Below are 26,332 nucleotides of genomic sequence, written 5' to 3' on the forward strand. Positions count from 1 at the left end.
GAGTACCGGCCAGCCATAAATGAACAGGCGCGTATTTTATGGAGGGCTCCATGGAGACACTCGCAGCCCACACGCAGGCGGCTCTTGGCACCGAAGAACAGATCGCGGCTCTGAACCTGCGTCCCGCCGGTCTTTCGGTCGAGGACGAGCGGCAGCTGCGCAAGCAGGAACTCGCCGCATCGTTCCGGCTGTTCGGCAAGCTCGGATTCGGCGAGGGAGTCGCCGGACACATCACCGCACGCGACCCCGGCGACCCGGACCGCTTCTGGGTCAACCCGTTCGGCATGAGCTTCCGGCACATCCGGGTCTCCGACCTGCTTCTGGTCGACGGCGCGGGCAATGTCGTGGGGGGAAAGCGCCCGGTGAACCGCGCGGCGTTCTGCATCCACTCCGAGGTGCACCGCGCCCGCCCCGACGTCGTCGCCGCGGCTCACGCCCACTCGACGTACGGCAAAGCCTTCTCCAGCCTGGGGGTCCGACTCGACCCGCTGACCCAGGACGCCTGTGCCTTCTACGAGGACCACGGCCTTTACGCGGATTACCAGGGTGTCGTCAACGACACCGAGGAGGGACGGCGCATCGGGCGGGCGCTCGGCCCGAACAAGGCCGTCATCCTCCAGAACCACGGAAACCTCACCGTGGGCCAGACCGTTCCGGAAGCGGCCTGGTGGTTCATCACCATGGAGCGTTCCTGCCAGGCGCAGCTTCTCGCGATGGCCGCCGGCACTCCGAAACACATTGACCACGACGGTGCGGTCGTGGTCCGGGAACAGATCGGCACCCCCCTTTCGGGGTGGTTCCAGCTGCGTCCCCTGTGGGACGAGATCGTCCGGGACGAACCCGACCTCTTCGAGTAGCGCATCAGCGAGCCCGCCGTCCCCGGCAAGTGCGGTCCCAGGAGGCCAGGATGAGCACACAGCAGACGACCATCCGCGATCAGGCGGCCAGGAAAGTCATGGTCCGTCTCATCCCCTTGCTGATGGTCGTGTATTTCACGGCCAGCATCGACAAGGCGAACATCGCCATGGCAAAGGACTCGCTGGGGGCGGACATCGGGCTGTCCGCCGCCGCCTACGGTCTGGGCGCCGGCATCTTCTTCATCAGCTACATGCTGCTGGAAATCCCCAGCAACCTCATCCTGCACAAGGTCGGACCACGGTGGTGGATCGGACGTATCTCCGTCACCTGGGGCGTCGTCACCGCTGCCACCATGTTCGTCCACGACGAATGGACCTTCTACCTCGCCCGCGTCCTGCTCGGCGCGGCCGAGGCCGGGCTCTACGGGCTCATGTACCTCGTCAGCGTCTGGCTCCCACAAGCGAAGCGGGCCAAGGCCGTCGGCCTCCTGCTGGCGTCGGCGACGACCGCCGGCATCGCCGGGGCACCGATCGGCAGCGGCCTGCTCTCCCTGGACGGAACGTCCGGGCTGCACGGGTGGCAGTGGATGTTCCTGATCGAGGGAGCCGCCAGTGTCGTCATCGGCATCGTGGTGTGGGTGCGGCTTCCCTCCCGGCCCGAGAATGCGCGCTGGCTACGGGCAGAAGAAGCGTCGGCGCTCACCGAGGCCGCCGCCGAGCGGGGGCCGACGGACCCGGCTCCCGCCTCTACGATCAGCGCTTCGCTGACCAACCCGACCGTCCTGATCAGCGCCGCTGTCTACCTGCTTCTCCAGGCCGCCCTCTCCGGTCCCGTGTTCTTCGGTCCTGCGATGGTCGAAGAGATGGGGGTGAGCGGCACCCCGGCCATCGGCGGCGTGGTCGCCCTGGTCACCGTCGGCCCTCTGCTCGGCGTACTGCTGCTTCCACGGATCTACCGTCGGACGGGCACGGGAAGCGAGTGGGCGCTGATCGCGGGATCCATGAGCGCGGCACTCGCGGCGAGCCTCGCGCTGCCCAGCGCCCGTGGAGTCGTCGCGCAGGCACTGCTGCTCGGCATCGCGATGCTGCTCGTCATGGGGATCGCGACCGTCGTGTGGGCCTTCGCCATGACGGCGACGTCCGGCGTCGGTGCCGCAGCCGCCCTGGCCGCTGTCAACTCCATCGGGGCGCTGGGGGCCTTCGCCGGTCCGTTCGCGTTCGGCTCCATCGAACAGTCGACGGGATCGGCACTGAACGGCATGTATCTCGTGGCCGCTCTGGCAGCGGCCATCGTGGTGCTCACTCCGCTCGTCCGCTCCCGGCAGCGCTCGACGGCAGCCGCCTCCACCGGCACCACCAGAGTCCAACTGCCGGGCCTCGCAGAGGCCGACTGATGCCGGCCGTCCCGCACGCCAACTCAGGAGTACGCCATGCCTCTTGATCCCTTGCTCGCATCGCTCGTCAAGCAACTGCCCGCCCCGGCCACGGAGATCGACGACCTGGAGCAGTTCCGCACGGCGAAACGCCAACTGTTCGACCGGCTGTCCGGGGAGTACATGGAACCTGCTCCCGCTGTCGCAGAAGTGCGCCTGGTGCGACTGCCGGTCACGGGCGGCGAAATTGCCCTGAGGGTGTACCGCCCGGCCGGTCCGGGCCCTCATCCGATCCATCTCTACCTGCATGGCGGCGCCTGGATCTCGGGGTCGATCTTCGAGAACTCGACCGTCGTCTGCTGTCGCGAGCGTGCCGCCGGTGCCGGCCGGGTCGTCGTGGCGGTCAATTACCGAAAGGCTCCGGAGAACCGGTTCCCCACCGGTCTCGAAGACTGCTACGCCGCCCTGCTCTGGGCTGCCGAGCATGCGGCGCAGATCGGTGGCCGGGCCGACAGCATCAGCATCGGAGGGGTGTCCGCGGGCGCGAATCTCGCGGCCGCACTCTCGGCCAAGGTCCGCGACGAGGGCGGTCCCGACATCCGCCTCCAGATCCTGGAGGTCCCCGTGACAGACCTGGCGGGGGAGTTTGAATCCCACCGACAGTTCGGGGAGGGCTTCGCACTGTCCGCGACCACTATGGCTCTGGCCAAGGCCGCCTATGTCGCCTCGCCCGAGGAGCGTTCCCACCCGCTCGCCTCGCCGCTTCGGGCGACCGACTTCTCCGGCCTCCCGCGGACGCACGTGATGACCGCCGAGTACGACATGCTGCGAGACGAAGGAGTGGCGTACGCCGAACGCCTAGGCACAGCAGGAGTCGAGGTGTCCCACACGCTGGGCCAAGGCCATGTGCACACGTCGATGATGCTCACCGCCGCCCTGCCTTCCGCTCGTCAGTGGCGCGCCGAAGTCCTGGACGTCCTGCGGTCATCCTGAACCAGGCGGTCACACGGTCAGCCACAGCAGCAGAGCACGCCGTGTTGCCTTGCCAGACCTCACCTCCTGGTGATGGGCGCCTCGCCCACGTCGATGACGTGTGCCACGAATTCGTCGGGGGGCGTGAGCGGGTCCGAGGAGGCGGTGGCGATCAGGCTCTCCCGGTCCGCCAGCGCGTACGTGACAAAGCTGGCCAGGAACATCCAGCGTTCGTGACGCTGCTGAGGCGGGACCCAGTCGAGCCTGGCCAGCACGCGCCGCTGCACGTCGGTCCACGGGGGCCCTGCCCGTACGGCAGTTCGGCGATGATCCGTCCCACTTCGCGGTCGCTGAACGCCTGTGCCAGGAACCGGAGGTACCAGCGGGGCCGCCCCGGCTCGCCCAGCTGCGTCACCAGCGGCAGCACCCCAGCGCCTCGACGAGGGTGCGGGTCTCAAGGGCCGTCCCCTCGCCCGCCTTGGCTTCGGCGAGGAACGCCGCGCGCGCCTCGTTGGCCGGCACCATGCGCCGCGCGATGACGGCCTCCAGCAACTCCGGCTTCGAGCCGAAGTGGTAACGCACGGCCCCGGTATTGCGCTGCCCCGCGGCAGCCTCGATCTCGCGCAGCGACACCCCGTTCACGCCGCGCTCCGCACTGCTCGGAGGGCTGCGCGGAGGCTCCGGACCTGCCTCCTCCGTCACGTTCGGCCCCGCCTACCTGGCCTGCGCCGCATTCGCGCTCACCATGGCGGCACTGATGCGCCACGGCCGGGATCCGGCAACCGGCGGCACCGGCGCGCCCGCACTCCGCCGGAACCTCAACTCCCGTACCACGCACACCCCTTCATCCACGACGAAGGAGAATCCCGCATGACCACCACACGCCCTGACCCCGAAGCCGCCACCGAGGCACTCGGTGCCGACGGCTTCCCTGTTCACACCGTCAGAATGCCGCTGACCCCGTGGGAGTTCCGCTCAGGCGGAGCCGACGGCTCCCGCACACGTACGGACGCATACGTCTCACCCCGCAGTCCCGTGTGATCGGCGTCTACCTGGCGCCGCTGCGAGATGCTCAGCGGGAGTTGGACTCCTCGGACGGGAATCGGCTGCTGCGGATCATCGGGGAGGCCGAGCAGGAAGGGTTCCGCGCGCAGGCCAACGAGTCGTTCACGAAGCTCAAGGACCACCCTGTCCTGACCGCCACGACCAGCGAGATCCAGGGGCACCTGGGCGAACTGACGGATTCGGTCCGGGGGCAGACTGTTGAGGTCACCTTTGCCGAGTACGAGCTGCACCGTCTGGCTCGGAGCCTGCGGGTGAAGATGGCCGAGGCCGGTATCGCGCCGGCCGACCTCACCGAGTCGGGTCTCGGCTACGCCAACCTGCTCTTCATCGCGACGGTCATCCTGGAGCTGCGCAACGCCCAGCACATGGAGCTGACGCTCTTCCTCGTCGAGGAGCCCGAGGCTCACCTTTTACCCGGACCTTCACCCGCGACATCGGCACCACCCCGGCGCGCTACCTCGAGCAGGTCCGGGTACGCGCCGCCCAGCGTTTCCTGGAGAGCGCCGACATCGACACCGAGGCGATCGCCCGCCGCTGTGGCTTCGGTTCGGCCGAGAGGATGCGCCGCTCCTTCCAACGTGTCCTCGGGATCTCCCCGTCCGCCTACCGCGAACGTTTCCGTTCGGGCTGTCCTGTCGACCACCCCGCCCTCCTGGTCGGCGGCCATCCCGGAGCGGCCGAACAGCCGTGGTACGTCCTTGCCGACGACGCCCGGGCGCCGTGACCACCATCGCCCGCACCTGTTCGACCAGGGATAGTCGGTTGCCGATACGGGTCCCCATGCGCAGACATGGCGTCCGTACCGTGCCTTCGACCATGATCCTCAGTCCATCGGTTCCAGCAGGGCGAACCGCACGCGGAAGGTGCAGCCCTCGCCCGGGGCGGTGTCGACCTCGATGTCGCCGCCGTGAGCCGTGACGAGGGAGTGCACGATCGAAAGGCCGAGGCCCGCACCGGCGCCGGTGGTGCGGCTGCGGGATGCGTCGGCGCGGTAGAACCGCTCGAAGACCCGCAGTCGTTCCTCGGGAGAAAGGCCCGGCCCTCGGTCGGCCACCTCCAGGACCGCGAGCCCGTCCTTGACGCCCACGCCGATCCGGACCGGCGTCCCGTCGGGGGAGTGCGCGACGGCGTTGCCGACCAGGTTGGTGACGACCTGCCGCAGGCGTTCCTCGTCCGCGAGCGTCGGGGCGGTGGCTGGTCTGCCGCCGTCCGGTCCGGTGAGTGTGACGGGGCGGCTGGGGTCCAGGGCCCGTACGTCGTGCAGTGCGTCGGCGGCCAGCGTGCGCAGGTCCATCGGGGCGCGCTCCAGCGGGAAGGCGGGAGCCGGGCCGATTCCGAGGGCTGGGCCCTGTGCGGCCTCGTCCAGGCGGGCGAGCAGGAGCATGTCCCCCACGAGACGGGTCAGGCGCCCGGACTCCTCGGCGATCCGCGTCATGATGTGGTCGGTCTCCTGCCGGGTCTGTGAGGCCCCCATGCGGTACAGGTCGGTGTATCCCTTGATGCCGACGAGCGGGGTGCGTAGTTCGTGGCTGGCGTCCGCGAAGAAGCGCCGCATCCGTGACTCCGCTTCCGCGCGGGCGCGGAACGCGGTGTCGATCTGGTCGAGCATCCGGTTCAGGCAGGTGGTCAGGCGTCCCACCTCGGTCTGTGAACCGGCGGTCTCGGGGATCCGGTGCGAGAAGTCGCCCGAGGTGATGGCCTCGGCGGTGTCCTCGATGCGGGTCAGCGGCCGAAGGCCGGAGCGGATGGCGAACCAGCCGACCAGGGCCAGTACGGCGAGCAGGACCCCGCCGGCGGTCAGGGAGACGGTCCGGGTCTTCTGGACGGTGCGGTCCACCTCGTCGAGGGAGGTCGCGATGACGACGCTGCCGTTGCCGGCCGGTTGGTCCGCTGACTCGATCAGCTGGTCGGGACGGGTGAGCGCGACGGCCCTCCACCTGTGGTCGCCGTCGCGGGCCGAGACGGTGAAGGGCTGTCCCGAGCGGTCGAGGACGGCGTCCCGGTCGAGATCCGGTAGCTGGGGCCCGCCTCCGGGAGCGGCGGTGGTGGAGTCGAAGGTGCTGTGGGCGGCGCCCGTGTCGTCCACGTACGACACCGTGGTGTCCTCGAAGGAGCTCAGGACGCGGACGTTCTGCGGGGACTCGGTGCCCGGCGGTGGTGTGATGCGGGCGGCGATCTGCGCCGTGGTCTGCAGGCGCGCGTCGACACGCCCTTCCAGGTAGCCGTGGAGAGTGGTGCTGACGACAGCCCCCGCCGCGAGGAGGCCGGTGGCGACCAGGGCGGTGGCCAGGCACAGCAGGCGTGTGCGCAGGGACATGCGCGCGAGGACATGCCGCGCGCTGCCCATCGGGGAGCGCCGGTTGTGGAGCGGTCCTGGCGCCGTCATGCCCGGGGTCCGCGCAGTACATATCCGATCCGGTGCACGGTGTGGATGAGCTTGGGCCCGGACTGGTCCACCTTGCGGCGCAGATAGCTGATGTAGGTGTCGACGATGCTGGGGTCGCCCTCGAAGTCGTAACGCCAGACGTTTTCCAGAATCTGGGCCTTGGACATGGTCAGCCCGGCGTTGGCCATCAGGAAGTGCAGCAGGCGGAACTCGGTGGGGGAGAGGCGAACCGGCTGCCCGGCCCGGGTCACCAGGTGTCCCTCGGGGTCGAGTTCGAGGTCGCCGACGGCCAGTGCGTCGGACGCCTCGCCCTTGGTGCGGCGCAGCACCGCGTGGATGCGGGCGATCAGCTCCTCGAGGTCGAAGGGTTTGGTGATGTAGTCGTCGCCGCCCAGGGTGAGGCCGGCGATCCGGTCCTGCCGGGTTTCCCGGGCGGTGACGAACAGGACCGGCACGTCGCCGCCGAACCCTTGGCCGGTCCTGCGGGGTTGGGCGCGCAGCCGCCGGATGACCTCGAAGCCGTCGATGCCCGGGAGCATCACGTCCAGGAGCACCAGGTCCGGGGGACGACGGGCCGCCACCTGAAGGGCCTCTTCCCCGTCGGCCGCGACATCGACGTCGAACCCCGCGTAGCGCAGGGCGGCCGGAAGGAGTTCGCGGACGGTCGGTTCGTCGTCGACGACGAGCAGGTGGCCCTTGGGCGGGGTGCCGCGGCGTGCCGCACGGGCTGATGTCATGGCTGGTTCGTTCCGCTTCGCTGTACGGGGGCTGGTACCGGGGAGCTGGTCCGGCCGATCGGTGACGCCGATCGGCCGAGCCGGCTCCCCGGCACATGTCATGTCCTGGTGTCCGTCACGCGGACGGGAACTCGGCTCCGAGGAAACCTCACGAACCTGTGCGTGGTCGCGGACGCACCTGCCGCTGCCCACCGGCCCGTACCGTGTGGAGGCGACTGCCCGCGTAGCAGGTCAGGCCGGCCAGGACGAAGCCGGTGAGCGCCGGGAGCCGTACCGATCCGTCGAGCCCGGCGTCCATCCCGCCCATCTCGTTGCCCATGAGGGAGAAGCCGATACCCACCGAGACCTGAGAGACCAGGCCAAGGACCACGACGCAGAGGCCCACAGCCACACCGGCGCGCAGCGCGATCTCCAGGTGGCGGCCCAACAGAGCGTCGGTTTCTTCGCGGGCCGTGCGCGCGGGGGTGCGGGCGGCGGTGCGGTAACCCGCGTACACGAGCAGGCACACCAGGAGCGTCAGGCCGATCAGCCACAGCGGGAGGCCCGCCACCGCCCTGCCGCTCACGTCGACCTGCTTGGCCCCTGCGCCGGCACCGGAGCCGGCCGCTGCACCGAGGCCGCCGGCACCTCCGCCCATACCGCCCATCATGCCGCCGCCCTCAGGCTGCCGGCGCTCCATACCGGCCTGCCAGGAGGCGCCCAGGCCGGAGGTGAGGACCCCTGAGATCAGGTTCGGGGCGGCCAGGAGCAGCGCACCCGCGGCCTTCGCCGCCTGATCGCGGCCGGTCGCCGCGGCAGCTCCTGCGAGCAGTGCGAGGAACAGGGCGAGCGTGCACAGGGTGGTGAAGATGCCGGTCAGGGTGGAGGTGACCGGGTTCCACTTGAGGCGTGCCCGGCTGAGCGCGACGGGGCCCGGCAGCGATGTACGGCGGGCTGCCACACAGCCGAGGCCGATGACGAGCGCCACTTCGAGCACCGCGAGAAACCCGGTCAGGACGATGTCCGTGGTGAAGTCGACGGAGGGGATTCCTTCGCCGCCCGTCAGCTTGCCCAGTCCGCCGCCCGAGCCGCCGCCCTTGCCGAGTTTCTCCGAGACGCTCTGGGGAAGACTGAGCGAGCCGCGTGCCAGGGACGCCATTACGGGCGCGATGACGGCGGTGACACCGAGCGCCCCGCCGGTGCGGGCGATCAGCAGCGCCGGTGCCGGACGCCTGCGACGGCGCAGCGGCCGGAAGAAGCACCAGCCCAGGACGGCCGCTCCCAGGAAGCTGAGCATCAGCGGCATGGCCCACACCTGACCGGCGACACCGAGGCTGAGACCGCCACCGCCACCGAGCATGTCGAGCATGCCTCCGCCGGCACCGGCCTTCGGCGCGACGTCGGCGGTCAGGTCGATCTTCCCGCCGAGGGCGAGGCTGATGACGGCCGGGACGAGTTGGGTCAGCGGTGCGCTGCCGTCGCCGCCGAGGGCGCGCAGCGCCAGGTATCCGGCGACTGCCATGGCCGCGAGCGCGGCGACGGCGGCCGCCCCTCCTTCGGCCGCGTGGCGCGGGGCACCCCCGCTGGGCCTGAGCGGGGCCTGTTCCCCTCCCGTCCTGTCCTGCCTGCTGCCGGGTGCCGGGGCAGGCTCGGTTCGTGCCGTGGACCGGGCCGACCGTGTCGTGGTTGTACGGCTCATGGCGTCAGCGCACCTCGAACGGCTCGGCGGGTACCTCGACGCTGTCCGGCCGCCCCGTGTCGGTCGGTGCCGCCTCGGCCCGTGCCGGCTCGGACGTCTGGAGGTTCTCACCCTCCACATCGACGTGCGGCACCCAGCGGTCCAGCCATCGCGGCAGCCGCCAGGCGCGGTGGCCGAGCAGGGCGAGCACCGCAGGCACGAGCGTCATGCGGACGACGAAGGCGTCGAAGAGGACGGCGATCGCCAGGCCGAACCCGATGGTCTTGACCATCTGCTCGTTCGACCCCATGAACCCGGCGAACACCGCGATCATGATCATCGCGGCGGCCGCCACGACCCGGGCGCTGTGCCTGAACCCACTGACCACGGCACGCAGCGGCTGTCGGTGGGCAACGTAGGACTCACGCATTCGGGTCACCAGGAAGACCTCGTAGTCCATGGCCAGACCGAACACGACGCCGACCATGAAGATCGGCATGATGGACATCACAGGGCCGGGCACCTCGACCCCGAACAGGGCGCCCAGCCAGCCCCACTGGAAGACGGCGACCACTGCGCCGAGCCCGGCGGTGATGGACAACAGGAAGCCGAGCGCGGCCTTCAGCGGCACCAGGATCGAGCGGAACACGGCGATCAACAGCAGGAACGCAAGGCCCACGACGAGCGCGATGTAGGGCAGCAGCGCGTCGGCGAGCTTCTGCGAGACATCGATGTTCATCGCGGTCGTGCCCGCGATCAGCACCTCGGCGTCCTCTCCCTCGGTCTCGGGCGCGCGTAGCGTGTGGACGAGGTCGGAGGTCTCCTCGCTGCCGGGCGCCGTGGTCGGGACGACGGTGAGTACGGCGGTGTCCTTGGTGTCGTTGAAACGTGGCGGCGTCACTGTGGCCACGCCGTCCGTGTCATTGATCCGGGTGGCGGCGTCGCGTGCGGCGGCCTGGGCGTCTCCGCCGTCGTCGGCTCGTACGACCGCGGTCAGGGGGCCGTTGAAGCCGGGGCCGAAGCCGTCGGCGAGCAGGTCATAGGCGCGGCGCTGGGTCGTGGACGTCGGCTTGGACTCGTCGCCGGGAAGGCCGAGTTCGAGCGAGGCGGCGGGCACCGCGACGGTGATCAGGGCGGTGGTGCCAAGGAGCAGAACCGCGAGGGGGCGCCGGGTGATGAACCGGACCCAGCGCACGCCCAGGCCGGGACGTGACTCCGCCCCTGACGGTGCGTCGCCGGTTCGGCGCTCGCGGCGGCGGGGGCGGGCAGGCTTGACGCGCTTCCCGGCGATGCCGAGCAGGGCCGGGATCAGCGTGACGGCGATCAGCACGGCCAGGGCGACGGTTCCGGCCGCGGCGAGACCCATCTGGGACAGCACCGGGATGCCGACGACAGGCAGCGCCGCGAGGGCGATCACCACGGTCAGGCCGGCGAAGACGACCGCGGAGCCCGCCGTGCCCACCGCGTGGGCGGCGGCGTCCTCACGGCTCCTGCCGCGGGCCAGCTCGTCGCGGTAGCGGGAGACGACGAACAGCGCGTAGTCGATGCCGACGGCCAGGCCCAGCATGGAGGCCAATACGGACGTGGTGCCGCCCAGGTCGAGCGGCGCCGCGAGCGCCTTGATCGCGCTGGTGGCGATGCCGACGCCGAGCAGCGCGGTGAGCAGCGGCAGTCCGGCCGCGATCAGCGCGCCGAAGGTGATGACGAGTACGACGGCGGCCACCGCGAGTCCGATGGCCTCCGAGGAGTGGCCGCCCGCGGCCTTCTCGGAGACCGCGTTGCCGCCGGCCTCGACCGTGAGGCCCGGCGAGCGCATCTCCTCCACGGTGTCCGTCAGCGCCTCGCGCGAGGTGTCCGCGAGCTCGGTGACCGTTACACCGTATGACACCTGCGCGTAGGCGGTGGTGCCGTCCTTGCTGACGGAGCCCGTCTTGAACGGGTCGGTCACCCGCTCCACCTGCGGTGCCTCGCCGAGCGCCCGCACGGCGTCCTCGATGGCCTGCTTCTGGTCCGGAGCGGTCACCTTGCCGTCGTCGGCCTTGAAGACGACACGCGCGGTGGCCCCGTCCGCCTTTATCTCGGGGAAGCGCTGCTCCAGGAGGTCATAGGCTTCCTGTGCCTCGGTTCCCGGCACGGAGAAATCGTTCGGCGGCGCGGCGTCGGCGCGGGAGGCGAGCAGCCCTGCCGTCACGAGCAGTCCCGCCCACAGGACGGTGACCCACCACCTGCATCGGTAGGAGAACTTGCCGGTTTTGTAGAGGAAAGCAGCCACAGGCGGACCCCGGTCATATTGCCGATCAACAGAACGGGGGCAAGAGTTGCATCTCCACTTGACCGGTTCCGGAGTGATTCCTGGGAGTTTCCTGAGAGGGGTTCCCTCTCGCCGGAGACCGGGAATTCTGAACCTATGCGGAAGGCAGGTGGGCGAGTGCGCCGGCGGCTGCGGACCTGTAGAGGTTCGTTGCCATCAGGCTGGGTTCCTGGGTGCCGCGGTGGGTGTAGAGGGCGGCCACTGCTTGCGCGTTGGCGGGAAGGCCGTGTCCGGAACCCAGGGAGGCGAACCACATGTCCGCCGCGACCTCGACCGGACCGCCGGTCCAGAAGAACTTGGCGTCCTGCGGGGCCTGTTGGGCCGCCGACATCCACTGACTCGCGGGGTTCTCATCCATGTGCAGGGCTTCTCTGCCTCCGATGCCATGTCGGTCCTGCGACGGTGACCACGGCCGCGAGGGCCGCCGCGGTGATGAACGAGGCCCACGCGGTCAGCGGGTCCAGCAGCAGTTCCGCCACCACCGCGGCCGCCACGAGCAGGACCTTGGCGACGACCAGTTGCCGCAAGGGCAGGTGGCGAGCCGCCGAGCGCCGCCGCAGGCGGCTGCGTACGAGGTGCAGGGCGGGCGGTACGACCACCACGATCACGCACAGACGCAGCGCGTGCTCCCACAGCGGCATGTCCTTGCCGTACGCCCACGCTCCGCCGATGAGCAGCCCGGCGGTGGCATAAGCGAGACGCAGGCCGGTCGTGGTCGGTTCTGATCCCGGCGTCATCCGAGATTCCCCTTCTGTGACGCCCGGCCGTCACCGTTCGCCGGCGGGCCGGGCGGTGGTCTCGGCCGTGAGCAGGCCGGTGACCGCGTCGATCAACGCCGTCACGTACGAGTCGGGGTCCAACTCCGGTGCGGTGGAGGCCCCGTGTGATCCCTCCAGGTCGGCGAGGGCGGAGATGATCAGTTGGCCTGCCCACCTGATCCGGGGGCGCAGCGGCGGCTGGACCAGACCGGGGAGCCGTTCGGTGACCAGGCGCCCGACAGCCACCGCCTCCTCGAGCCCGCCCAGTTCCGGGAGGGCGGTGACATCGCGCCCGACGTACTCGAAGACGCGGTGCAGGAAGCGGACGTAGTAGCTGCTCACACGGGTCGCCTGCTCGGCCAGAGGGCGGACCAGGATCTCCACCAGTTCCCTCGGGTCGCCGAGACGGTCCCCGGACTCGGCGGATTTCAGCATCTCGCCGCGCCTGGCGTCTATGACGTCGAGTCGGTGATCGAAGATGGTTCTGACCAGTGTCACTTTATTCTGGAAGTGGTACTTCGCCGCTGCTGTATTGCGCTGCTGCGCTTCGGAGCTGACCTGCCGCAAGGAGGTCGCGTCGATTCCTTGAGTGGCGAACAGGCGCTCCGCGGTGAGCAGGATCTGCAATCGGGTCGATGATTCCACGGTCTTCCTTCTCTCTGTGGATCGATTAAACCGCGTGGTTTAATCGGGGTCAACGCCTAGTCGAACATCGTGCAGCGAGGAGACTCCCGTGACCGATTCGTCCAACGCGCAGGCTGTCCGTGCGGAAGAGCCGTCCACCCCGGCGGACCGTCAACTGGGCCCAGGTGCACACGCGTTGATGCGGCAGAACTTCGGCAACATCGGCAACGCGCAGTTCCAGCACATCGCAGCGCGCGAGGTCGCCGCACCGCACCCGCCCCAGGTCGTGGAGATCGCCCCCCGCACCTTCATGATCCAGCCCGGCATGGCGAACGTCGCCCTGTTCGAGACGGACGAGGGCCTGCTGCTCGTCGACGCGGGCTGCGCGGGCGACGGCCCCGCACTCCTGCAAGCTGTGCGACAGAGCAGTGAACTCCCGCTGCACACTGTGGTGTTCACACACGGCCACATCGACCACGCCTTCGGCCTGTGGTCGTTCCTGGAGGCCGGCGAACGGCCCCGTGTCGTCGCCCACGAGAACTTGCTCACCCACTACGCCCGCTACGCGAAGACCGCGGGCCTGAACGCCGCGATCAACGGACAGCGCCCCGGTGCCAACGGCCGCAGCTGGCCGAGCGCGGCCGAGGACTTCGTCGTCCCGGACATCACGTTCCGCGACAGCCTCGAACTCCGCATCGGAGGCGAGCGGTTCGTGGTGCGGCACGCCAAGGGCGAGACCGACGACGCCGCGTGGGTGTGGGCACCGCGGCGCCGGGTGATCGCCGCCGGGGACCTCGTCGTCGGCTATCTGCCCAACGCCGGCAACCCACGCAAGGTCCAGCGGTATGCGGAGGAGTGGGCGGACGCTGCCGAGGAGATGGCCGCCCTCGGCGCGGACTGTGTGATCACCGGCCATGGTGAATGCGTACGAGGATCCGAGGCGATCCGCGACGAACTGCTGACGATGGCCGCGTACCTCCGGCACATCGTGCGCCACACCCTCGACGGGCTCAACGCGGGCCTGCGGCCGGACGAGATCGTGCAGTCACTTGCGGTCCCCGAGCACCTGGCCGCCCACCCGCGCCTGCAACCGCGCTACGACCGGCCGGAGTTCATCTGCCGCAACGTGATCCGTCGTTACGGCGGCTGGTGGGACGGGCACGCTGCGAACCTGCTGCCCGCACCGGTGGCCGCGCAGGCGCATGAGATCGCCCAACTGGCGGGCGGTGTGCCGGCGCTGGCCGCCCGCGCCCGCGAACTCGCCGACTCCGACCTGCAGTTGGCCTGCCACCTCGCCGAATGGGCGTACCTCGCCGAGCCGCAGTCGGAGGCGGCGCAAGAATGTTACGTGGAGGTGTTCGGGCGGCGCCGGGAGGCCGAGCCGTCACTGATGGGCAAGCTGGCGTTCTCAGAACCGCACCGGCGCGTGGCCGCACAGTGTGCGACATCCGGCCACTGAGCGGAGACACCGCGGCCATGGAAATCGGTGGCGTGAGCCGCTAGAGATGACGCGCGGTCGAGGGACCATACCCAACTCAGGAGGTGGCATGACAGACAGGGCGATTCCCGATGTGCTGTCGCCGGGCCGGATCGGCCCGTTGAAGCTCCGCAACCGCACCATCAAGGCCGCGACGTTCGAAGGGCGCAGCGACGGCGCCCTCGTCACCGATGCGCTGATCGATTTCCATCGGGCGGTAGCGGCGGGCGGAGTGGGTATGACCACCGTCGCCTACTGCGCCGTCGCGCCCGAGGGGCGTACGCAGTACGACCAGATCTGGATGCGGCCTGCCGCCGTCCCCGGCCTGCGGCGACTCACCGACGCCGTGCACGCCGAGGGGGCCGCCGTATCGGCGCAGCTCGGCCATGCCGGGCCGGTCGCGAACCCCCGGTCGAACCGGATGGCCGCACTCGGTCCGAGCCGGCGGTTCAACCAGCTGGGCGGGCGACTGACGCGCGCCGCCACCGAGGATGACGTCGAGCGCATCTCGCGTGCCCACGGGACCGCCGCCGAGCTGGCCGTCGAGTCCGGGTTCGATGCGGTCGAGGTGCACCTCGGGCACAACTACTTCGCCAGCTCCTTCCTCAGCCCGCGGATCAACAAGCGCATGGACGCGTACGGCGGTTCGCTGCACAACCGGGCGAAGGTGGCCCGCGCGGCGGGGCGCGCGGTGCGGGACGCGGTGGGTGACCGGATCGCGATCCTGGCGAAGTTCAACATGGACGACGGGGTCGGCGGAGGATTCTGGCTGGACGAGGCACTGCAGGTCGCCCGCTGGATCGAGGCCGACGGCACCGTCGACGCCCTTGAGCTGACCGTCGGCAGCTCGCTGCTCAACCCCATGTATCTGTTCAAGGGCAGGGCGCCGATACGGGACTTCGCGGCCGCGCTGCCGCAGCCGCAGCGTCTGGGCGTACGGATGCTCGGTCACCGCTTCCTGCGCGAGTACCCCTACCGTGACGCGTACCTCCTTGAGGAGGCCCGCCAGTTCCGGGCCGCCCTCGACCTGCCACTGATCCTCCTCGGCGGCATCACCGGCCGGGAGTCCATGGATCTGGCCATGGCGGAGGGGTTCCAGTTCGTCGCGATGGCCCGCGCGCTGCTGCGCGAGCCGGACTTCGTCAACCGCGTACGGGAGGAAAGCGCAGCCCGATCGCTGTGCGTGCACTGCAACAAGTGCATGCCGACCAACTTCTCCGGTACACGCTGCGTCCTGGCGTGACCGTCGGCGACCGGACTGCCGCTCCTAATGGACAGGGGCGCTGAATACGGTGCCCGTCGACCAGTCGAGGGCAGAGAACCTCCGCCCGGACCTGGCCTGTCCGGTCCGTGCACCGAAACCCTCAACACCCGGACCAGGCCGGCCCCGTGGGCCCAGAAATCGTCGCCCCACGACCCGCAATGACGTCGGGAAGACGACCAGACGCCCCGAGACAATCATCGAGCGGGACAGCCTCAGCTTCCCCGATACCGGTGACCTGCGGGCCGACCTGCTGACCCAGATGGAGGCGCTGCTACGTGGCCTGTTCGGCAGTCCGCGCTTCGGCCGCGCGCTCATCGGCCTGATCGCGGACAGCCACCACCACGTCGACCTGGCTCAGGGCATGCAGGAAGTGCTCTTCCAGCCGCGCATCGACGACGGCCGCGCCCGCCTGGCCAAGGCCCGTGAGGCCGGCCAGCTCCACGCCGACGCCGACCTCGGCCTGGCCGTGGAACTCCTCTACGGCCCGGTCTACTACCGACTCCTCCTCCACCAGGGCGGCTTGCACAGCCCGGCCGAACTGGAGACCCTCGTCGACCACGCGTTGCGGGCCCTTGCGCCCGACACCACGCTGGAGTGACGGGCGAGAGCCGGGAGCGACAGCATGCTCAGGATTCGAGCGCGGCCAGCAGGGATGCAGGGGCGTTGAGGAAGACCTCCAGGCCGAGCAGCCGGCCGTCTGCGACCCGCCAGATGTGCAGTTCCCGGACGGTGGTTGCCGCGCCGGTGCCCCTGGGGGTGATCCGGGCGTCGCCCACGACGACGATGTGCTCGTCACCCTCGATGAACTGGGACGGTTCGTAGGTGGCGTCGGCACGTTCGGCGACCTTGCCGAACATCTCCCGGACGCCGTCGTGTCCCTGGTAGGTGCCGTGCCATGGGACTGCGTCCGACTGCCGGGAGACGAAATCAGGGGCGAGCGACTCGATGAACCCGTCGAGGTCGCCGTCGGTGAACGCCTGGTAAACGTCCCGGACCGCCTGCATGTTTCTGGACATGGGCAACACCTTCCTCGATATCTCTTCCTAGTAAGATACCTAGAAGAGACTAGCAAGGGAGGTTCGAGATGGGCGACGCCGTCGACGCAGTGATGCACGCCTGGCGCCGGGAACGCCCCGACGTGGACATCTGGCCGATCGGAGTGGTGGGCCGGATCCAGCGCCTAGCCCGACTGCTTGAGGCGGAGATCCAGGACTTCTTCCGCCAGTACGGCCTGGACAACAGTGAGGCCGACGTCCTGACCACGCTCCGGAGGTCCGGCGAGCCCTACGAACTGACCCCAGGCCAGCTCGTCAGGGCGACCATGGTCACTTCGGGAGCCGTCACCAAACGCATCGACCGCATGGTCACCAAGAACCTTGTCGAACGGGTCCCGGACGCCAACGACCGCCGCACGGTGCGGATCCGGCTCACCGCACACGGCCGCCAGACCGTCGACGACCTGTTCGCCCTGCACATCGCCAACGAGGTACGCCTGCTCCAGGCCCTCGACCGCGACCAAGCGGATGGACTGGCCGACGCGCTGCGCACCCTGCTCCAGTCACTCGGCGACACCACCCTCACCTGAGGTGAGCATCCCGGCGGCGAGACCGGACACAAGTCAGGCTGACGGCCCACATCAAGGGCTGGCCGACGGAAAGCAAGACACAGACGCCCGACGCAGGAACGAACAAGGGAGCGCAACCAGTGGCCAGCGACACCCGCATAGACCCGCCGATTTTCGGGAGGGAACGCGACATGCTGCGGGCCTACCTCGACTACCACCGCGCGACGCTCGCCATGAAATGCGAAGGACTTACCGACGAGGAGCTGCGCCGGCAGTCGATGCCTCCCTCCACACTCTCGCTGCTCGGCCTGGTACGGCACATGGCAGAGGTGGAGCGGGCTTGGTTCCGTCGAGCGTTCGAGAACCATGACGCGCCCATGGTCTGGTCCGACAGGATCGACTTCCAGGCGGCGTACGACGCGAGCGCATCGACCGGACAGGAGGCGTTCGCAGCCTGGGAAGCCGAGGTGAAGAACTCGCGCCGTATCGAGCGGGAAGCCGAGTCCCTCGACCAGGCCGGGTATCAGCCGAGATGGGACGAGAACGTGTCACTGCGGATGGTGATGGTGCACGTACTCCTGAGTACGGCCGCCACAACGGGCACGCGGACTTTCTCCGCGAGGGCATTGACGGGACCGTGGGCGCCTAAACACTGCATGTCGTGAGGTTGTGACTCCGGGGCCAGGGACCCGCGGCGCCCCGAGCCATGCCGCGACAGCTGCGCGGGCATGACGGGCTGGGGCAGGATCGCCACTGATGTCGGCCGTCATGATGGCCCCTTCGAGGAGGAAGACCGGTTCAGCCACCGTTAGGGCCTGTTGCGAAAGTGGATCTTGGTCGTGGATGATCACATCTCGTGGGGCGTGGTGATCTGACGAACGACCAGTGGGTCCGGCTGGAGCCGTTGTTGCCGAAGGGCATCAAGTCGGGCCGTCCACCGATGTGGACACGGTGGCAGCTGGTAGACGGCATACGGTGGCGGACAGGGTTGGGGCGTGCTTCCAGGTGTTGCCGGGTTCGGTGCGGCGACTTGCGGGCCGTCAGAGGGCTTCTGCAGGGCTGTTGAAGCCAGTGTCCCGCCGAGGTGCCTGGCAGGAAGGCATCCCGCTCCCGTCGTCCGTAGCTTCGACTGCATGGGCCGTGTAGCGTCCAAGTCAGCAGTCATGGTTCCGAAGTACCGCCCATGGACGTGAGTTCATGGGCAGCTTGCTGTTCAGCGTCTCTGAGGACCAGGACGACCACCTCGGGCCCCTGCAAAGTGCGGGAGCCGACTTCGAGTCCCCTTGGAGGACACATGGCCACCGGAACCGTCAAGTGGTTCAATGCGGAAAAGGGCTTCGGCTTCATCGAACAGGACGGTGGAGGCCCGGACGTCTTCGCCCACTACTCGAACATCAACGCCTCCGGCTTCCGTGAGCTCCAGGAAGGCCAGAAGGTGAACTTCGACATCACCCAGGGCCAGAAGGGCCCGCAGGCGGAGAACATCACCCCCGCCTGAGCTGTCCAACTCCGTGACGCCCGCCTCGGTTCACCGAGGCGGGCGTCACGCGTCAGCACGGGGCTTGTCCTCGGTGGAGGGCGAGCCGTCACGTGAACGGCCTTTCGTAGGTTTGCCACCGGCGGGCACGTAGACCACTTGCGCGCGATCGTTGCCGTCAACGAACGCCAGCTTTCGCGTAGGTTTTGACAGCGGTCGAGTGCGTAAACAGGCAGGAGCCTGCCGATTGTTGTGGCGTTTTCACGGGCGACGGTGACGCCCAGTCCGGTGAGCACGCGCCCGGTTGCCGCGTCCATCCGGCGGCGAACTGCCACGCCCACGCAGCCAGTCGCCGATGCGTCCTGCTAGGACACCGAACATCCCTTCGGCCGGGAACTCCCGGACCATCAGGACGCCGCCGAGGATGGCGGACTACAGCCGACGACGACGGCATTGACGGCCTGGCCGCTCTTACGGTTACGGATCATCTGGACACTGGGTAGATCAGGTACCCGGCCCCGCCTCCGAAGCACCGCGGAACTACGACAAGGGGCAGCCCCCGGCTCGGGGCGCGGTCCCCTGAGGGTGCGGGGAGAGTTAGCTTCCCCGCTATTTCAGGTGGTACTTGCAGCCCTTCGCGGACTCGCCCCCTGCGTACTCGGCGACGGTTTTGCCGTCGACCTTGATGCTGCACGGGGGGGGGGAAAGCCGCAGCAGAACGAAGGCAGCGGTGGCTCTCGCTCAGGAGCTCAGGCTGCGGCTCCGTGGGGAGCCTCATCCTCTTCCGGGGAGCCGCCACGGGAAGTCCCTGATACGTGGGTTTGGCCAGTTGGAAGGTCTTCACCAGTCGCGTCCTTGTACGCCGCCCTGCGCTCCTCGCTGGCGTGTTGACCGTCCGGGAGTGTCCTTAGGTGATCGATTACGACATGAAGGACAGAGGGCTCGCGTGGCTGGCGCGCGTCTACAGAGCCAGAGGTCGACTCGTAGTCTTCGTTGTCCTCGGCGGCCTGCCTCTCGGAAAGACGGGCGGCCACGCCGACGACCGCCAGGCCCACAGCGGCCCCGACGACGCCGATCTTCGTCTTGTGCTTCTTGACCCAGGTCTTCGCAGTCTCGGCGAAGGAGGCGGGCTCGCCGTCCTCGGGGGTGGGCTCGCTGGGCGTGGACTCAGTCACCCGCACAGATCTACCGGACCCATCCCTCACCTGTCAGGTAATCACACGACATCGCCCGTTCAAGTTCCGTAGTGGGTGTCTGAGAAGCCCCGTTCAGGGCAGGGTTCTCGCCGCTGTGCGGTGCAGTAGCAGCATGACCGTCGCCATCGGCGGGACGGACACGGCAGGCAACGTTCAAGTGCTGTGCCGTGGACGCCACCAGCTCAAGACGAGCACGGAGTTCGTGGCCGCTCGTTCTGTGTAAAACCACTGTCTTGCCTGGGCCTTGACCGGTTCGACTGGGGCGAGGGCGAGGGCGAGGGCGGGGTGCGGGTGCGTCTTCGACGGGAAGACGCACGGCGAACGAATCAAATTCAGCCTCGCTTCGGATGAGGCGAGGCAAGCCTTTGACCTGGTGCGATATCGTTGTCGCCCTCCTTGGAGGGCCAGGCGGAAAGGTGTCTGCCGTCACGGTCCGTGCGCAGTTCGTAAAATATGGGGCCCGTGGCCGATATTTTTGCCATGAGGATTTGAACTGATCACATGCCCCTGCTTCGCTTTACGCATGACGCAGATTCCGGCAGTATCAGCCGCTTTGTCGTTCGTCGCGTTGGTTAGTGCGCTTGCCCTCTTGGCAACAACACACCACGATCCGGAGCTCAGGGGGCGCGCGCTTCGCGTTCTGGAAGTGCTGTTTTCGTTTGGCCGCGAACGCTAGGGCGTGAACCGCTCTGTATGCATGCGGAAGGGGCGCGGAGTAGGCACGCACACTGCCCCGAGTGGCCCCGACTTACCATCGGGGCCACTATCGATCTTGCAGAAAGTGGAAGCAGCCCACAACCCCCACCCCTTGCGCCGGCAGCCCGCACCTGAAGGACGTGACCCTGGAACTGCTGCAGGACCTGGTCGCCGACCATCCCGCATCCAGTGCACGACGCCGCGGGTTCTTCAAGATGTCCCGGGTCCTGGCGGCCAACGGCTGCATTTCCGCGCCGCTGGTCAACGGGCACCAGCAGCGCGGAACGCGTCGGAGACCGTGGCCTCGGTCCCGCCAGAGCGGTTGGAGATGGTCCTGCGCTGGCGGAAGTTCAGCACCAACGAGCCCGGCACCGTCCGCACCAAGTGCCCCTTGCTGCTGGGCGCTGGGCAGCTGAGCGGCACCCAGAGGCGACGAGCCCGCAAGCCTGGACGCGCGGGGTGTTGTGGCTCCCGGCCAGCCCGCCCATCGGCACCGGACTCGGTGGCTACGAATCGCTCACCGTACGAATGCACCGCGGCACCACTCTGCTGCTGTACACCGACGGCCTGGTAGAACGACGCGGCACAGACATCGACATCTCGGTGCAGGCGCGTGAGATGGTGAGCCTGCCAGCGGACTGCCCTCTCGACGACATGCTCGACACGTTCCTGGCCCTGCTGGCGAACGGTGCGTACGAGGACGCCGTCGCGATCCTCGCCGCTCGCCAGCACGACGGAAATGAATGACCCTCCTCGCTCAGCCTTCGATGAGAAACGCTCATCCTTCGCTGCGACAGAGCAGGAGCTGTCCCGTCTCAAGTGATCTGGTCCGAAGCCGCGGCTGTGACCTGGGGCGACCAGAACGGTTGAGACACCTGGGTAGCCGCAAATCTCAGTTGATCTGGACCCTGGCGCATGAATACTGGCTGTCGTCTCAGTTGATCTGGTCTGCTTCCGGCGTTTCGAACTGGACTAGTGGAAGGGCCTGCGAGGATGACCATGCACGATGACCAAGTGGACGTGACCACCGAAACCGTTGCGACTCTGATCGAGGAACAGTTCCCTCAGTGGAGCGGCAAGGCGATCCAACTCCTGCCGTCGACCGGGACGGTCAACGCTATCTTCCGCATCGGGAACGACCTCTCGGCGCGTTTCCCACTGCGTTTGGCCGATGCTGCCGAGGCTCTGGCGGTGCTGGAACAGGAAGCCCAGGCGAGCGCGGAGCTGGCGCAGGTGTCTCGATTCCCCGCCCCGGAACCCGTCGCCTTGGGAAAGCCTGGAGCGGGTTACCCCATGCCATGGTCGGTCCAGACATGGCTACCGGGGACGGTCGCCTTTGATGCCGACCCGAGCGGGTCGGATGCTTTTGCCGAGGACCTTGCGGCCTTCATCGCAGCCCTGCGGGAGGCCGAGACGCGGGGGCGGCTCTTCAGCGGCGAGGGTCGTGGCGGCGTTCTCGCTCACCACGACGATTGGATGGCGAAGTGCTTCGAGGAGAGCAAGGGGCTGCTCGACGTGCCCCGGTTGCGCCAAGTGTGGGGCCTCTTTCGGGAGTTGCCACGCACGGGTGTCGACGTGATGAGCCATGGTGACTTGATTCCCGGCAATGTACTGGTTACTGGGGGCCGGCTCAGCGGCGTACTCGACGCCGGCGGCTTCGGCCCGGCCGACCCTGCGCTGGATCTGGTCAGTGCCTGGCACCTGTTGCAGCCAGGCCCGCGGGAAGTGCTTCGGCGGATACTGGTCTGTGACGAACTGGAGTGGGAGCGCGGCAAGGCATGGGCGTTCCAACAGGCGATGGGCGTTGTCTGGTACTACGTCGAAAGTAATCCGACGATGAGCAGAATGGGGCGCCGGACACTCGACCGCATTCTGGAGTCGATGGAGTGATGTCGCCCCGGTTATAGGCCGTGATAAAGAAGATCGCTTGCCGCCCCCACCGACAACCGCACGAACGGGAACAGATCATCTGAGACGACGAGTGAATCGGGCCAGATCATTTGAGACAGGGATCAGATCGACTGAGACGGAACAGGAGCCTCATGCACCGGGCCCTTCAGGGTGCCTGTCCGTTGTCAGCGAAGTTAGTCGCTGTGTCAGTGAACGCAGTCGCCCTCACGTGTCCGGGTCGCCAGCTCACGCGTCACGAAGAGGTTCGGGCCGAATGAAGTCCTCCGGATCTTGGCTAATCCGCATCTCGCTTGTCCGTCTAGAGGGCAACTCCACCCCGACCAGAGGCGTGTCGTCCGGATGATGGAAGACCGCGGATCGCGCACTGAACGCGAACCGCTGATTGAAGTCCTGGGCTAGTGCCGCAGTCGGCGCCCCCGTGCGGTCCGGAGCTCCGGGAGCCGACATCAGCAGCACCACCTGCCTGGCGAGGGGAATCGCGACCCCAGCGGCCGTTGCCAGGCCCACGCCTATCCAGGGCGGTCTCCGAGGGTCACGTATTAGGGTCACGGGGTGGTCCGACGTGATCAACCTTTTGCGCTTGAATCGGTACAAAACCCAACCGCGCTGCATCAGGACATCAGCTGCCGCCGGGATGCCGCTAGCCATGTTCGCCAGGTGGTGTACGACTGGGGGCTTCACGGTGTAGCTGGAGAAGTCCGTCTTCTCGGCCCACTTCCGCTCGACCTCTTCGTCACAGACCGGTCCGCCAGACTCCGATTCGAGCCGTTCGCGCAACCCCTGCTTTCCCTCGATCGCCAACGTGATCTTCGTCAGGTGGTCGAACACCTCGTTGGCAGCCCGCCTCCTGGCCGGGACCCGCAAAAACTGTGCAGCGACCCAGTCCGTCATCGTCTTTCGTTCGGCTGCTGGTAGCGGCCAGCAGTCTTCATCGACCACCATTCGGAGCACGTGGGCGGCTTCCCCCTCCAGCGGGTCTGTAAAGCTAACGGTGTTTCTGGGGTTGTTGGGGATTCAGCGACGGGCGGCGGAGAGCCGAGCGCCGGGTTCTCCGGGCCAACGTCGAGTACAGCCCTTCGCGAGCTGACCTGTCAGGAGACCGTCGACTGCGGCAGCTTGTCGAGGTCTTCGCGATAGACGATCTCGTCGAAGCGCAGGCCAGACCGTGCTTGGTGGGCAGCTCGGTGACGATAGCGTCGAGCTGTGCGCAGTGTTCCTTGGTGCGGCTGCATGTACGCCTGGCTCGGTTCGTCGGCGAGTACGTCGTTCGTGCGCTCGCGGATCTATCAGGGGCCGCTCCATGGGTTCGAGGTGCTCTGAACGTGACGCCGTGTTTTTTTCCCTGTTCTGGTCGGCCGGTATCAGGGGTGGGCTGTTGAGTGAGGGCGATTGCGCAAGTTCTGCGGCGTCCGAGCAGAGGCGAGCTAGGAGCGGGAGGGCGGGTGGGTGTCCCGGGTCGGGGGTCTGACTCATGACTTGCCTGACCGAAAAGTGTGACCGAAAAGTGTCCGAGTGTCACAGTGTCGGCTGTTGGCCGGGGATGGTGTGTTGTCGGTGCCGGGCTGGCGGGGCGTGTCCCGATAGGGGCCTGCCGATCACCACGGCCTACTCACGAACCTGACCGTCCGACGCGGCCCGGTACCGGCAGCACAGTCACACGTCATCGGACGGGAAGGGGAGCGGGCTTAGCCAGTTCGACCAAGTTCAGAACGGCTCGGCGATGAGGCGTCGTTGGCACGCTTCATTCGGGGTCACCTCGTTGCACCTTCCTTGAGCCGCCGGCAGTTCCTCACCTCAACCGCGACGGCGGCCGGCAGGCCGATGCCGTGCTGCACCGGGTCGGCTTTCCCGTGCCCGCCGGTGGCCCCTGCACCGCCGACTACTATTGGCGCCGGATCAAGGGGGGCAAGGCCCGGCGTGAAAGCGTCCGTTGCACGGAATGTGATGCGGCCCGTGAGGTCTTCCAGCTGGTCGGACGGCTACAGCACGGACCCCGCTCATAGGGGCTGTCGTGACAGATGAGAGGGTCAGGCGAGTGAGTGAGACACCGAAGAGCACCCTGCAGCACCGCTTTGACGGGCCAGAAGACGCCCCTGTCCTGATCTTGGGTCCCTCACTGGGTACCACATGGCACATGTGGGACCGGCAGGTACCCGAGCTGGTCAAGCAGTGGCGCGTGTTCCGCTTCGACATGCCTGGACACGGGGGCGCCCCCGCGCACCCCTGTGGCTCGGTCGGTGAGCTCGCTCAGCGGCTTCTTGCCACGCTCGACGAAGTCGGCGTGCAGCGCTTCGGCTACGCGGGCTGCGCGTTCGGCGGCGCGATCGGCGCCGAGCTCGCCCTGCGGCACCCGCAGCGCGTCGCCTCCCTGGCGTTGATCTCCGCCTCGCCGCGCTTCGGCAGCGCCGACGAGTTCCGTCAGCGCGGGGTGATAGTGCGGAGCAATGGCCTCGACCCCATCGCGCGTACGTCCCCCGAGCGCTGGTTCACGCCCGGCTTCGCCGCCGCGCAGCCCGCGATCACCGACTGGGCCGTACAGATGGTGCGTACGACCGACCCGGGCTGCTACATCGCCGCCTGCGAGGCACTCGCCGCCTTCGACGTGCGTGCCGAGCTGGGGCGAATAGGGGTGCCCACTCTCGTTCTGGTCGGGTCCGAGGACCAGGTCACCGGGCAGGGCGAGGCCCGCACCCTCGTCGCGGGCATCCCCGACTCCCGCCTCGCCGTGGTGCCGGCGGCCTCCCACCTCGCTCCCGTCGAGCAGCCCGCGGCCGTCACCGACCTTCTCGTACGTCACTTCTCCACCGCCTGGCCGCTCGCGCACGACGCCACCGGTTCGCACGCGGCGATCAGCGCCCCGCCGGTCAAGCCGGTCCTCGCCCCCTCGTCGCCCGTCTTCCCCGTCGCCGAGATCGGTCCCACGGAGCAGCCCGAGGCCGTGGGCGGCGGACGCCCCGACCCGTACGAAGTGGGGATCAAGGTCCGCCGCGAGGTGCTCGGCGACGCGCACGTCGACCGCACGCTCGCCGAGGCCGACGACTTCTCCACGGACTACCAGGAGCTCATCACGCGCTACGCGTGGGGCGAGGTCTGGAACCGGCCGGGCCTCGACCGGCGCTCCCGCAGCTGCGTCACCCTCACCGCGCTCGTCGCGGGCGGCCACCTCGACGAGCTGGCCTTCCACACCCGCGCGGCCCTGCGCAACGGCCTCACCCCGCAGGAGATCAAGGAAGTGCTGCTCCAGGCGGCCGTCTACTGCGGCGTACCCGCGGCGAACTCCGCCTTCAAGGTCGCCCAGGCCGTGATCCGTGAGGAAACCACGCCTCAGGAGTAGCAGGATGGGGACATGACGACTGCCGCGAAGCGCATCAAGCTCACGAAGAAGACGCACGCCTGTGTCCGCCTGGAGCGGGACGGCCGGAGTCTCGTCATCGACCCGGGCGGCTTCAGCGAGGAGGACGCGGCGCTCGGCGCCGACGCGATCCTCGTCACGCACGAGCACCCCGACCACTTCAACGAGGACCGGCTGCGCGCGGGCCTGGAGGCCAACCCCGCCGCCGAGATCTGGACCCTGCGCTCCGTCGCGGAGAAGATCTCGGCGGCCTTCCCCGGGCGGGTGCACACCGTCGGGCACGGCGACACCTTCGAGGCCGCCGGGTTCGACGTGCAGGTGCACGGCGAGCTGCACGCCGTGATCCATCCGGACATCCCGCGGATCACCAATGTCGGATATCTGGTGGAGGGCTCGGTCTTCCACCCGGGAGACGCGCTGACGGTGCCCGAGCAGCCGGTGGACACGCTGATGCTGCCGGTGATGGCGCCCTGGAACAAGATCTCCGAGGTCATCGACTACGTACGCGAGGTCAAGCCCCAGCGTGCCTACGACATCCACGACGCGCTGCTCACGGACCTGGCCCGGCCGATCTACGACTCCCAGATCGGGTCCCTCGGCGGCGCCGAGCACCTGCGGCTCACGCCGGGGGAGTCCGCGGAGCTGTGACCGGGCG

27 protein-coding genes and 2 pseudogenes are annotated in these 26,332 nt (G+C 68.4%); 17 read left to right on the top strand and 12 right to left on the bottom strand.

Going from position 1 to position 26,332, the window contains the following annotated elements:
• Positions 1–50 precede the first annotated feature (50 nt).
• Genes E5671_RS36390 through E5671_RS36400 form a run of 3 tightly spaced genes read left to right on the top strand, consistent with a single transcriptional unit; the run spans position 51 to position 3,223 of the window.
• Positions 51–857 (top strand): class II aldolase/adducin family protein, encoded by an 807-nt coding sequence (locus tag E5671_RS36390; RefSeq protein ID WP_202121402.1) that lies wholly within the window; start codon positions 51–53, stop codon positions 855–857.
• Between the two features lie 50 nt (positions 858–907).
• Entirely contained in the window at positions 908–2,251 is a 1,344-nt protein-coding gene (locus E5671_RS36395) for an MFS transporter (protein WP_160508120.1), read from the top strand.
• Between the two features lie 36 nt (positions 2,252–2,287).
• On the top strand, positions 2,288–3,223 hold the full coding sequence (locus tag E5671_RS36400; protein WP_160508122.1) for an alpha/beta hydrolase: 936 nt from the start codon (positions 2,288–2,290) through the stop codon (positions 3,221–3,223).
• A gap of 59 nt (positions 3,224–3,282) precedes the next feature.
• On the opposite strand, the gene E5671_RS36405 is transcribed toward E5671_RS36400, so the two are convergent.
• On the bottom strand, positions 3,283–3,489 hold the full coding sequence (locus tag E5671_RS36405) for a hypothetical protein (protein ID WP_160508124.1): 207 nt from the start codon (positions 3,487–3,489) through the stop codon (positions 3,283–3,285).
• A 124-nt stretch (positions 3,490–3,613) separates the two neighbouring features.
• Positions 3,614–3,844 (bottom strand): hypothetical protein, encoded by a 231-nt coding sequence (locus E5671_RS36410; RefSeq protein ID WP_202121403.1) that lies wholly within the window; start codon positions 3,842–3,844, stop codon positions 3,614–3,616.
• A gap of 228 nt (positions 3,845–4,072) precedes the next feature.
• Here E5671_RS36410 and E5671_RS36415 point away from each other — a divergent pair, with 228 nt between their 5' ends.
• Together E5671_RS36415 and E5671_RS36420 are read left to right on the top strand one after the other, a co-directional pair.
• Positions 4,073–4,243: a hypothetical protein gene (locus E5671_RS36415; RefSeq protein ID WP_160508128.1), complete on the top strand. Its 171-nt coding sequence runs from the start codon at positions 4,073–4,075 to the stop codon at positions 4,241–4,243.
• Between the two features lie 457 nt (positions 4,244–4,700).
• Positions 4,701–4,991, top strand: coding sequence for a helix-turn-helix domain-containing protein (locus E5671_RS36420; protein ID WP_160510637.1), 291 nt, complete (start codon positions 4,701–4,703; stop codon positions 4,989–4,991).
• 99 nt (positions 4,992–5,090) lie between these two features.
• Here the strand turns inward: E5671_RS36420 and E5671_RS36425 are convergent, their stop codons facing one another.
• From E5671_RS36425 to E5671_RS36455, 7 genes are all read right to left on the bottom strand, one after another.
• A complete protein-coding gene (locus tag E5671_RS36425) occupies positions 5,091–6,653 on the bottom strand; it encodes a sensor histidine kinase (protein ID WP_237330315.1) in 1,563 nt (520 codons plus the stop codon).
• Positions 6,650–7,390 (bottom strand): response regulator transcription factor, encoded by a 741-nt coding sequence (locus tag E5671_RS36430; protein WP_160508130.1) that lies wholly within the window; start codon positions 7,388–7,390, stop codon positions 6,650–6,652. Before E5671_RS36430 ends, E5671_RS36425 begins: the two co-directional genes overlap by 4 nt.
• Before the next feature lie 148 nt (positions 7,391–7,538).
• Positions 7,539–9,068, bottom strand: a complete 1,530-nt coding sequence (locus E5671_RS36435) for a streptophobe family protein (protein ID WP_160508132.1) — start codon at positions 9,066–9,068, stop codon at positions 7,539–7,541.
• Positions 9,069–9,072: 4 nt separating this feature from the next.
• On the bottom strand, positions 9,073–11,319 hold the full coding sequence (locus E5671_RS36440; protein ID WP_160508134.1) for an MMPL family transporter: 2,247 nt from the start codon (positions 11,317–11,319) through the stop codon (positions 9,073–9,075).
• Positions 11,320–11,452: 133 nt separating this feature from the next.
• Positions 11,453–11,716 (bottom strand): hypothetical protein, encoded by a 264-nt coding sequence (locus E5671_RS36445; protein WP_160508136.1) that lies wholly within the window; start codon positions 11,714–11,716, stop codon positions 11,453–11,455.
• Entirely contained in the window at positions 11,709–12,095 is a 387-nt protein-coding gene (locus E5671_RS36450; protein WP_160508137.1) for a hypothetical protein, read from the bottom strand. Before E5671_RS36450 ends, E5671_RS36445 begins: the two co-directional genes overlap by 8 nt.
• A gap of 30 nt (positions 12,096–12,125) precedes the next feature.
• The gene (locus tag E5671_RS36455) at positions 12,126–12,761 is read right to left on the bottom strand and encodes a TetR family transcriptional regulator (RefSeq protein ID WP_160508139.1); all 636 of its coding nucleotides are present in this window, start codon (positions 12,759–12,761) and stop codon (positions 12,126–12,128) included.
• 88 nt (positions 12,762–12,849) lie between these two features.
• Here E5671_RS36455 and E5671_RS36460 point away from each other — a divergent pair, with 88 nt between their 5' ends.
• The 4 genes and pseudogenes from E5671_RS36460 to E5671_RS47145 all read left to right on the top strand — a co-directional run bounded on the left by E5671_RS36460 (position 12,850) and on the right by E5671_RS47145 (position 16,079).
• Entirely contained in the window at positions 12,850–14,199 is a 1,350-nt protein-coding gene (locus tag E5671_RS36460; protein WP_160508141.1) for an alkyl sulfatase dimerization domain-containing protein, read from the top strand.
• 88 nt (positions 14,200–14,287) lie between these two features.
• A complete protein-coding gene (locus tag E5671_RS36465) occupies positions 14,288–15,460 on the top strand; it encodes an NADH:flavin oxidoreductase (protein ID WP_160508143.1) in 1,173 nt (390 codons plus the stop codon).
• Between the two features lie 76 nt (positions 15,461–15,536).
• Positions 15,537–15,695: pseudogene (locus E5671_RS47830) on the top strand (NF041680 family putative transposase); the annotation flags it as partial.
• Entirely contained in the window at positions 15,678–16,079 is a 402-nt protein-coding gene (locus tag E5671_RS47145) for a TetR-like C-terminal domain-containing protein (protein WP_443032808.1), read from the top strand. The pseudogene E5671_RS47830 and the gene E5671_RS47145, both read left to right, overlap by 18 nt.
• Before the next feature lie 28 nt (positions 16,080–16,107).
• Here E5671_RS47145 and E5671_RS36475 read toward each other — a convergent pair whose 3' ends face one another.
• Positions 16,108–16,497 carry a nuclear transport factor 2 family protein gene (locus tag E5671_RS36475; protein ID WP_160508146.1) on the bottom strand — a complete coding sequence of 130 codons (390 nt, stop codon included), beginning with the start codon at positions 16,495–16,497 and terminating at the stop codon, positions 16,108–16,110.
• A gap of 68 nt (positions 16,498–16,565) precedes the next feature.
• Between E5671_RS36475 and E5671_RS36480 the strand changes: the two genes are divergently transcribed.
• The 3 genes and pseudogenes from E5671_RS36480 to E5671_RS36495 all read left to right on the top strand — a co-directional run bounded on the left by E5671_RS36480 (position 16,566) and on the right by E5671_RS36495 (position 18,543).
• Entirely contained in the window at positions 16,566–17,066 is a 501-nt protein-coding gene (locus E5671_RS36480; protein ID WP_160508148.1) for a MarR family winged helix-turn-helix transcriptional regulator, read from the top strand.
• A 170-nt stretch (positions 17,067–17,236) separates the two neighbouring features.
• A pseudogene (locus E5671_RS36485) lies at positions 17,237–17,694 on the top strand (DinB family protein).
• A 645-nt stretch (positions 17,695–18,339) separates the two neighbouring features.
• Positions 18,340–18,543 (top strand): cold-shock protein, encoded by a 204-nt coding sequence (locus tag E5671_RS36495; RefSeq protein WP_160508150.1) that lies wholly within the window; start codon positions 18,340–18,342, stop codon positions 18,541–18,543.
• Positions 18,544–19,271: 728 nt separating this feature from the next.
• On the opposite strand, the gene E5671_RS36500 is transcribed toward E5671_RS36495, so the two are convergent.
• The gene (locus tag E5671_RS36500) at positions 19,272–19,697 is read right to left on the bottom strand and encodes a hypothetical protein (RefSeq protein ID WP_160508151.1); all 426 of its coding nucleotides are present in this window, start codon (positions 19,695–19,697) and stop codon (positions 19,272–19,274) included.
• Positions 19,698–20,241: 544 nt separating this feature from the next.
• On the opposite strand from E5671_RS36500, the gene E5671_RS36505 reads away from it, so the two are divergent.
• The 3 genes from E5671_RS36505 to E5671_RS36515 all read left to right on the top strand — a co-directional run bounded on the left by E5671_RS36505 (position 20,242) and on the right by E5671_RS36515 (position 22,304).
• A complete protein-coding gene (locus tag E5671_RS36505; RefSeq protein WP_160508153.1) occupies positions 20,242–20,394 on the top strand; it encodes a hypothetical protein in 153 nt (50 codons plus the stop codon).
• 479 nt (positions 20,395–20,873) lie between these two features.
• Positions 20,874–21,161: a SpoIIE family protein phosphatase gene (locus tag E5671_RS36510; RefSeq protein WP_336605954.1), complete on the top strand. Its 288-nt coding sequence runs from the start codon at positions 20,874–20,876 to the stop codon at positions 21,159–21,161.
• Between the two features lie 246 nt (positions 21,162–21,407).
• Complete coding sequence (locus E5671_RS36515) at positions 21,408–22,304, top strand: aminoglycoside phosphotransferase family protein (protein WP_160508155.1); 897 nt, start codon at positions 21,408–21,410, stop codon at positions 22,302–22,304.
• A gap of 246 nt (positions 22,305–22,550) precedes the next feature.
• On the opposite strand, the gene E5671_RS36520 is transcribed toward E5671_RS36515, so the two are convergent.
• Positions 22,551–23,339, bottom strand: coding sequence for a DUF4238 domain-containing protein (locus tag E5671_RS36520; RefSeq protein WP_336606077.1), 789 nt, complete (start codon positions 23,337–23,339; stop codon positions 22,551–22,553).
• A 1,021-nt stretch (positions 23,340–24,360) separates the two neighbouring features.
• On the opposite strand from E5671_RS36520, the gene pcaDC reads away from it, so the two are divergent.
• Entirely contained in the window at positions 24,361–25,659 is a 1,299-nt protein-coding gene (gene pcaDC / locus E5671_RS36525; RefSeq protein ID WP_160508159.1) for a bifunctional 3-oxoadipate enol-lactonase/4-carboxymuconolactone decarboxylase PcaDC, read from the top strand.
• Between the two features lie 33 nt (positions 25,660–25,692).
• Positions 25,693–26,325, top strand: coding sequence for an MBL fold metallo-hydrolase (locus tag E5671_RS36530; RefSeq protein WP_160510640.1), 633 nt, complete (start codon positions 25,693–25,695; stop codon positions 26,323–26,325).
• Positions 26,326–26,332 lie beyond the last annotated feature (7 nt).

This window comes from Streptomyces sp. BA2 (assembly GCF_009769735.1).
Taxonomy (GTDB): domain Bacteria; phylum Actinomycetota; class Actinomycetes; order Streptomycetales; family Streptomycetaceae; genus Streptomyces.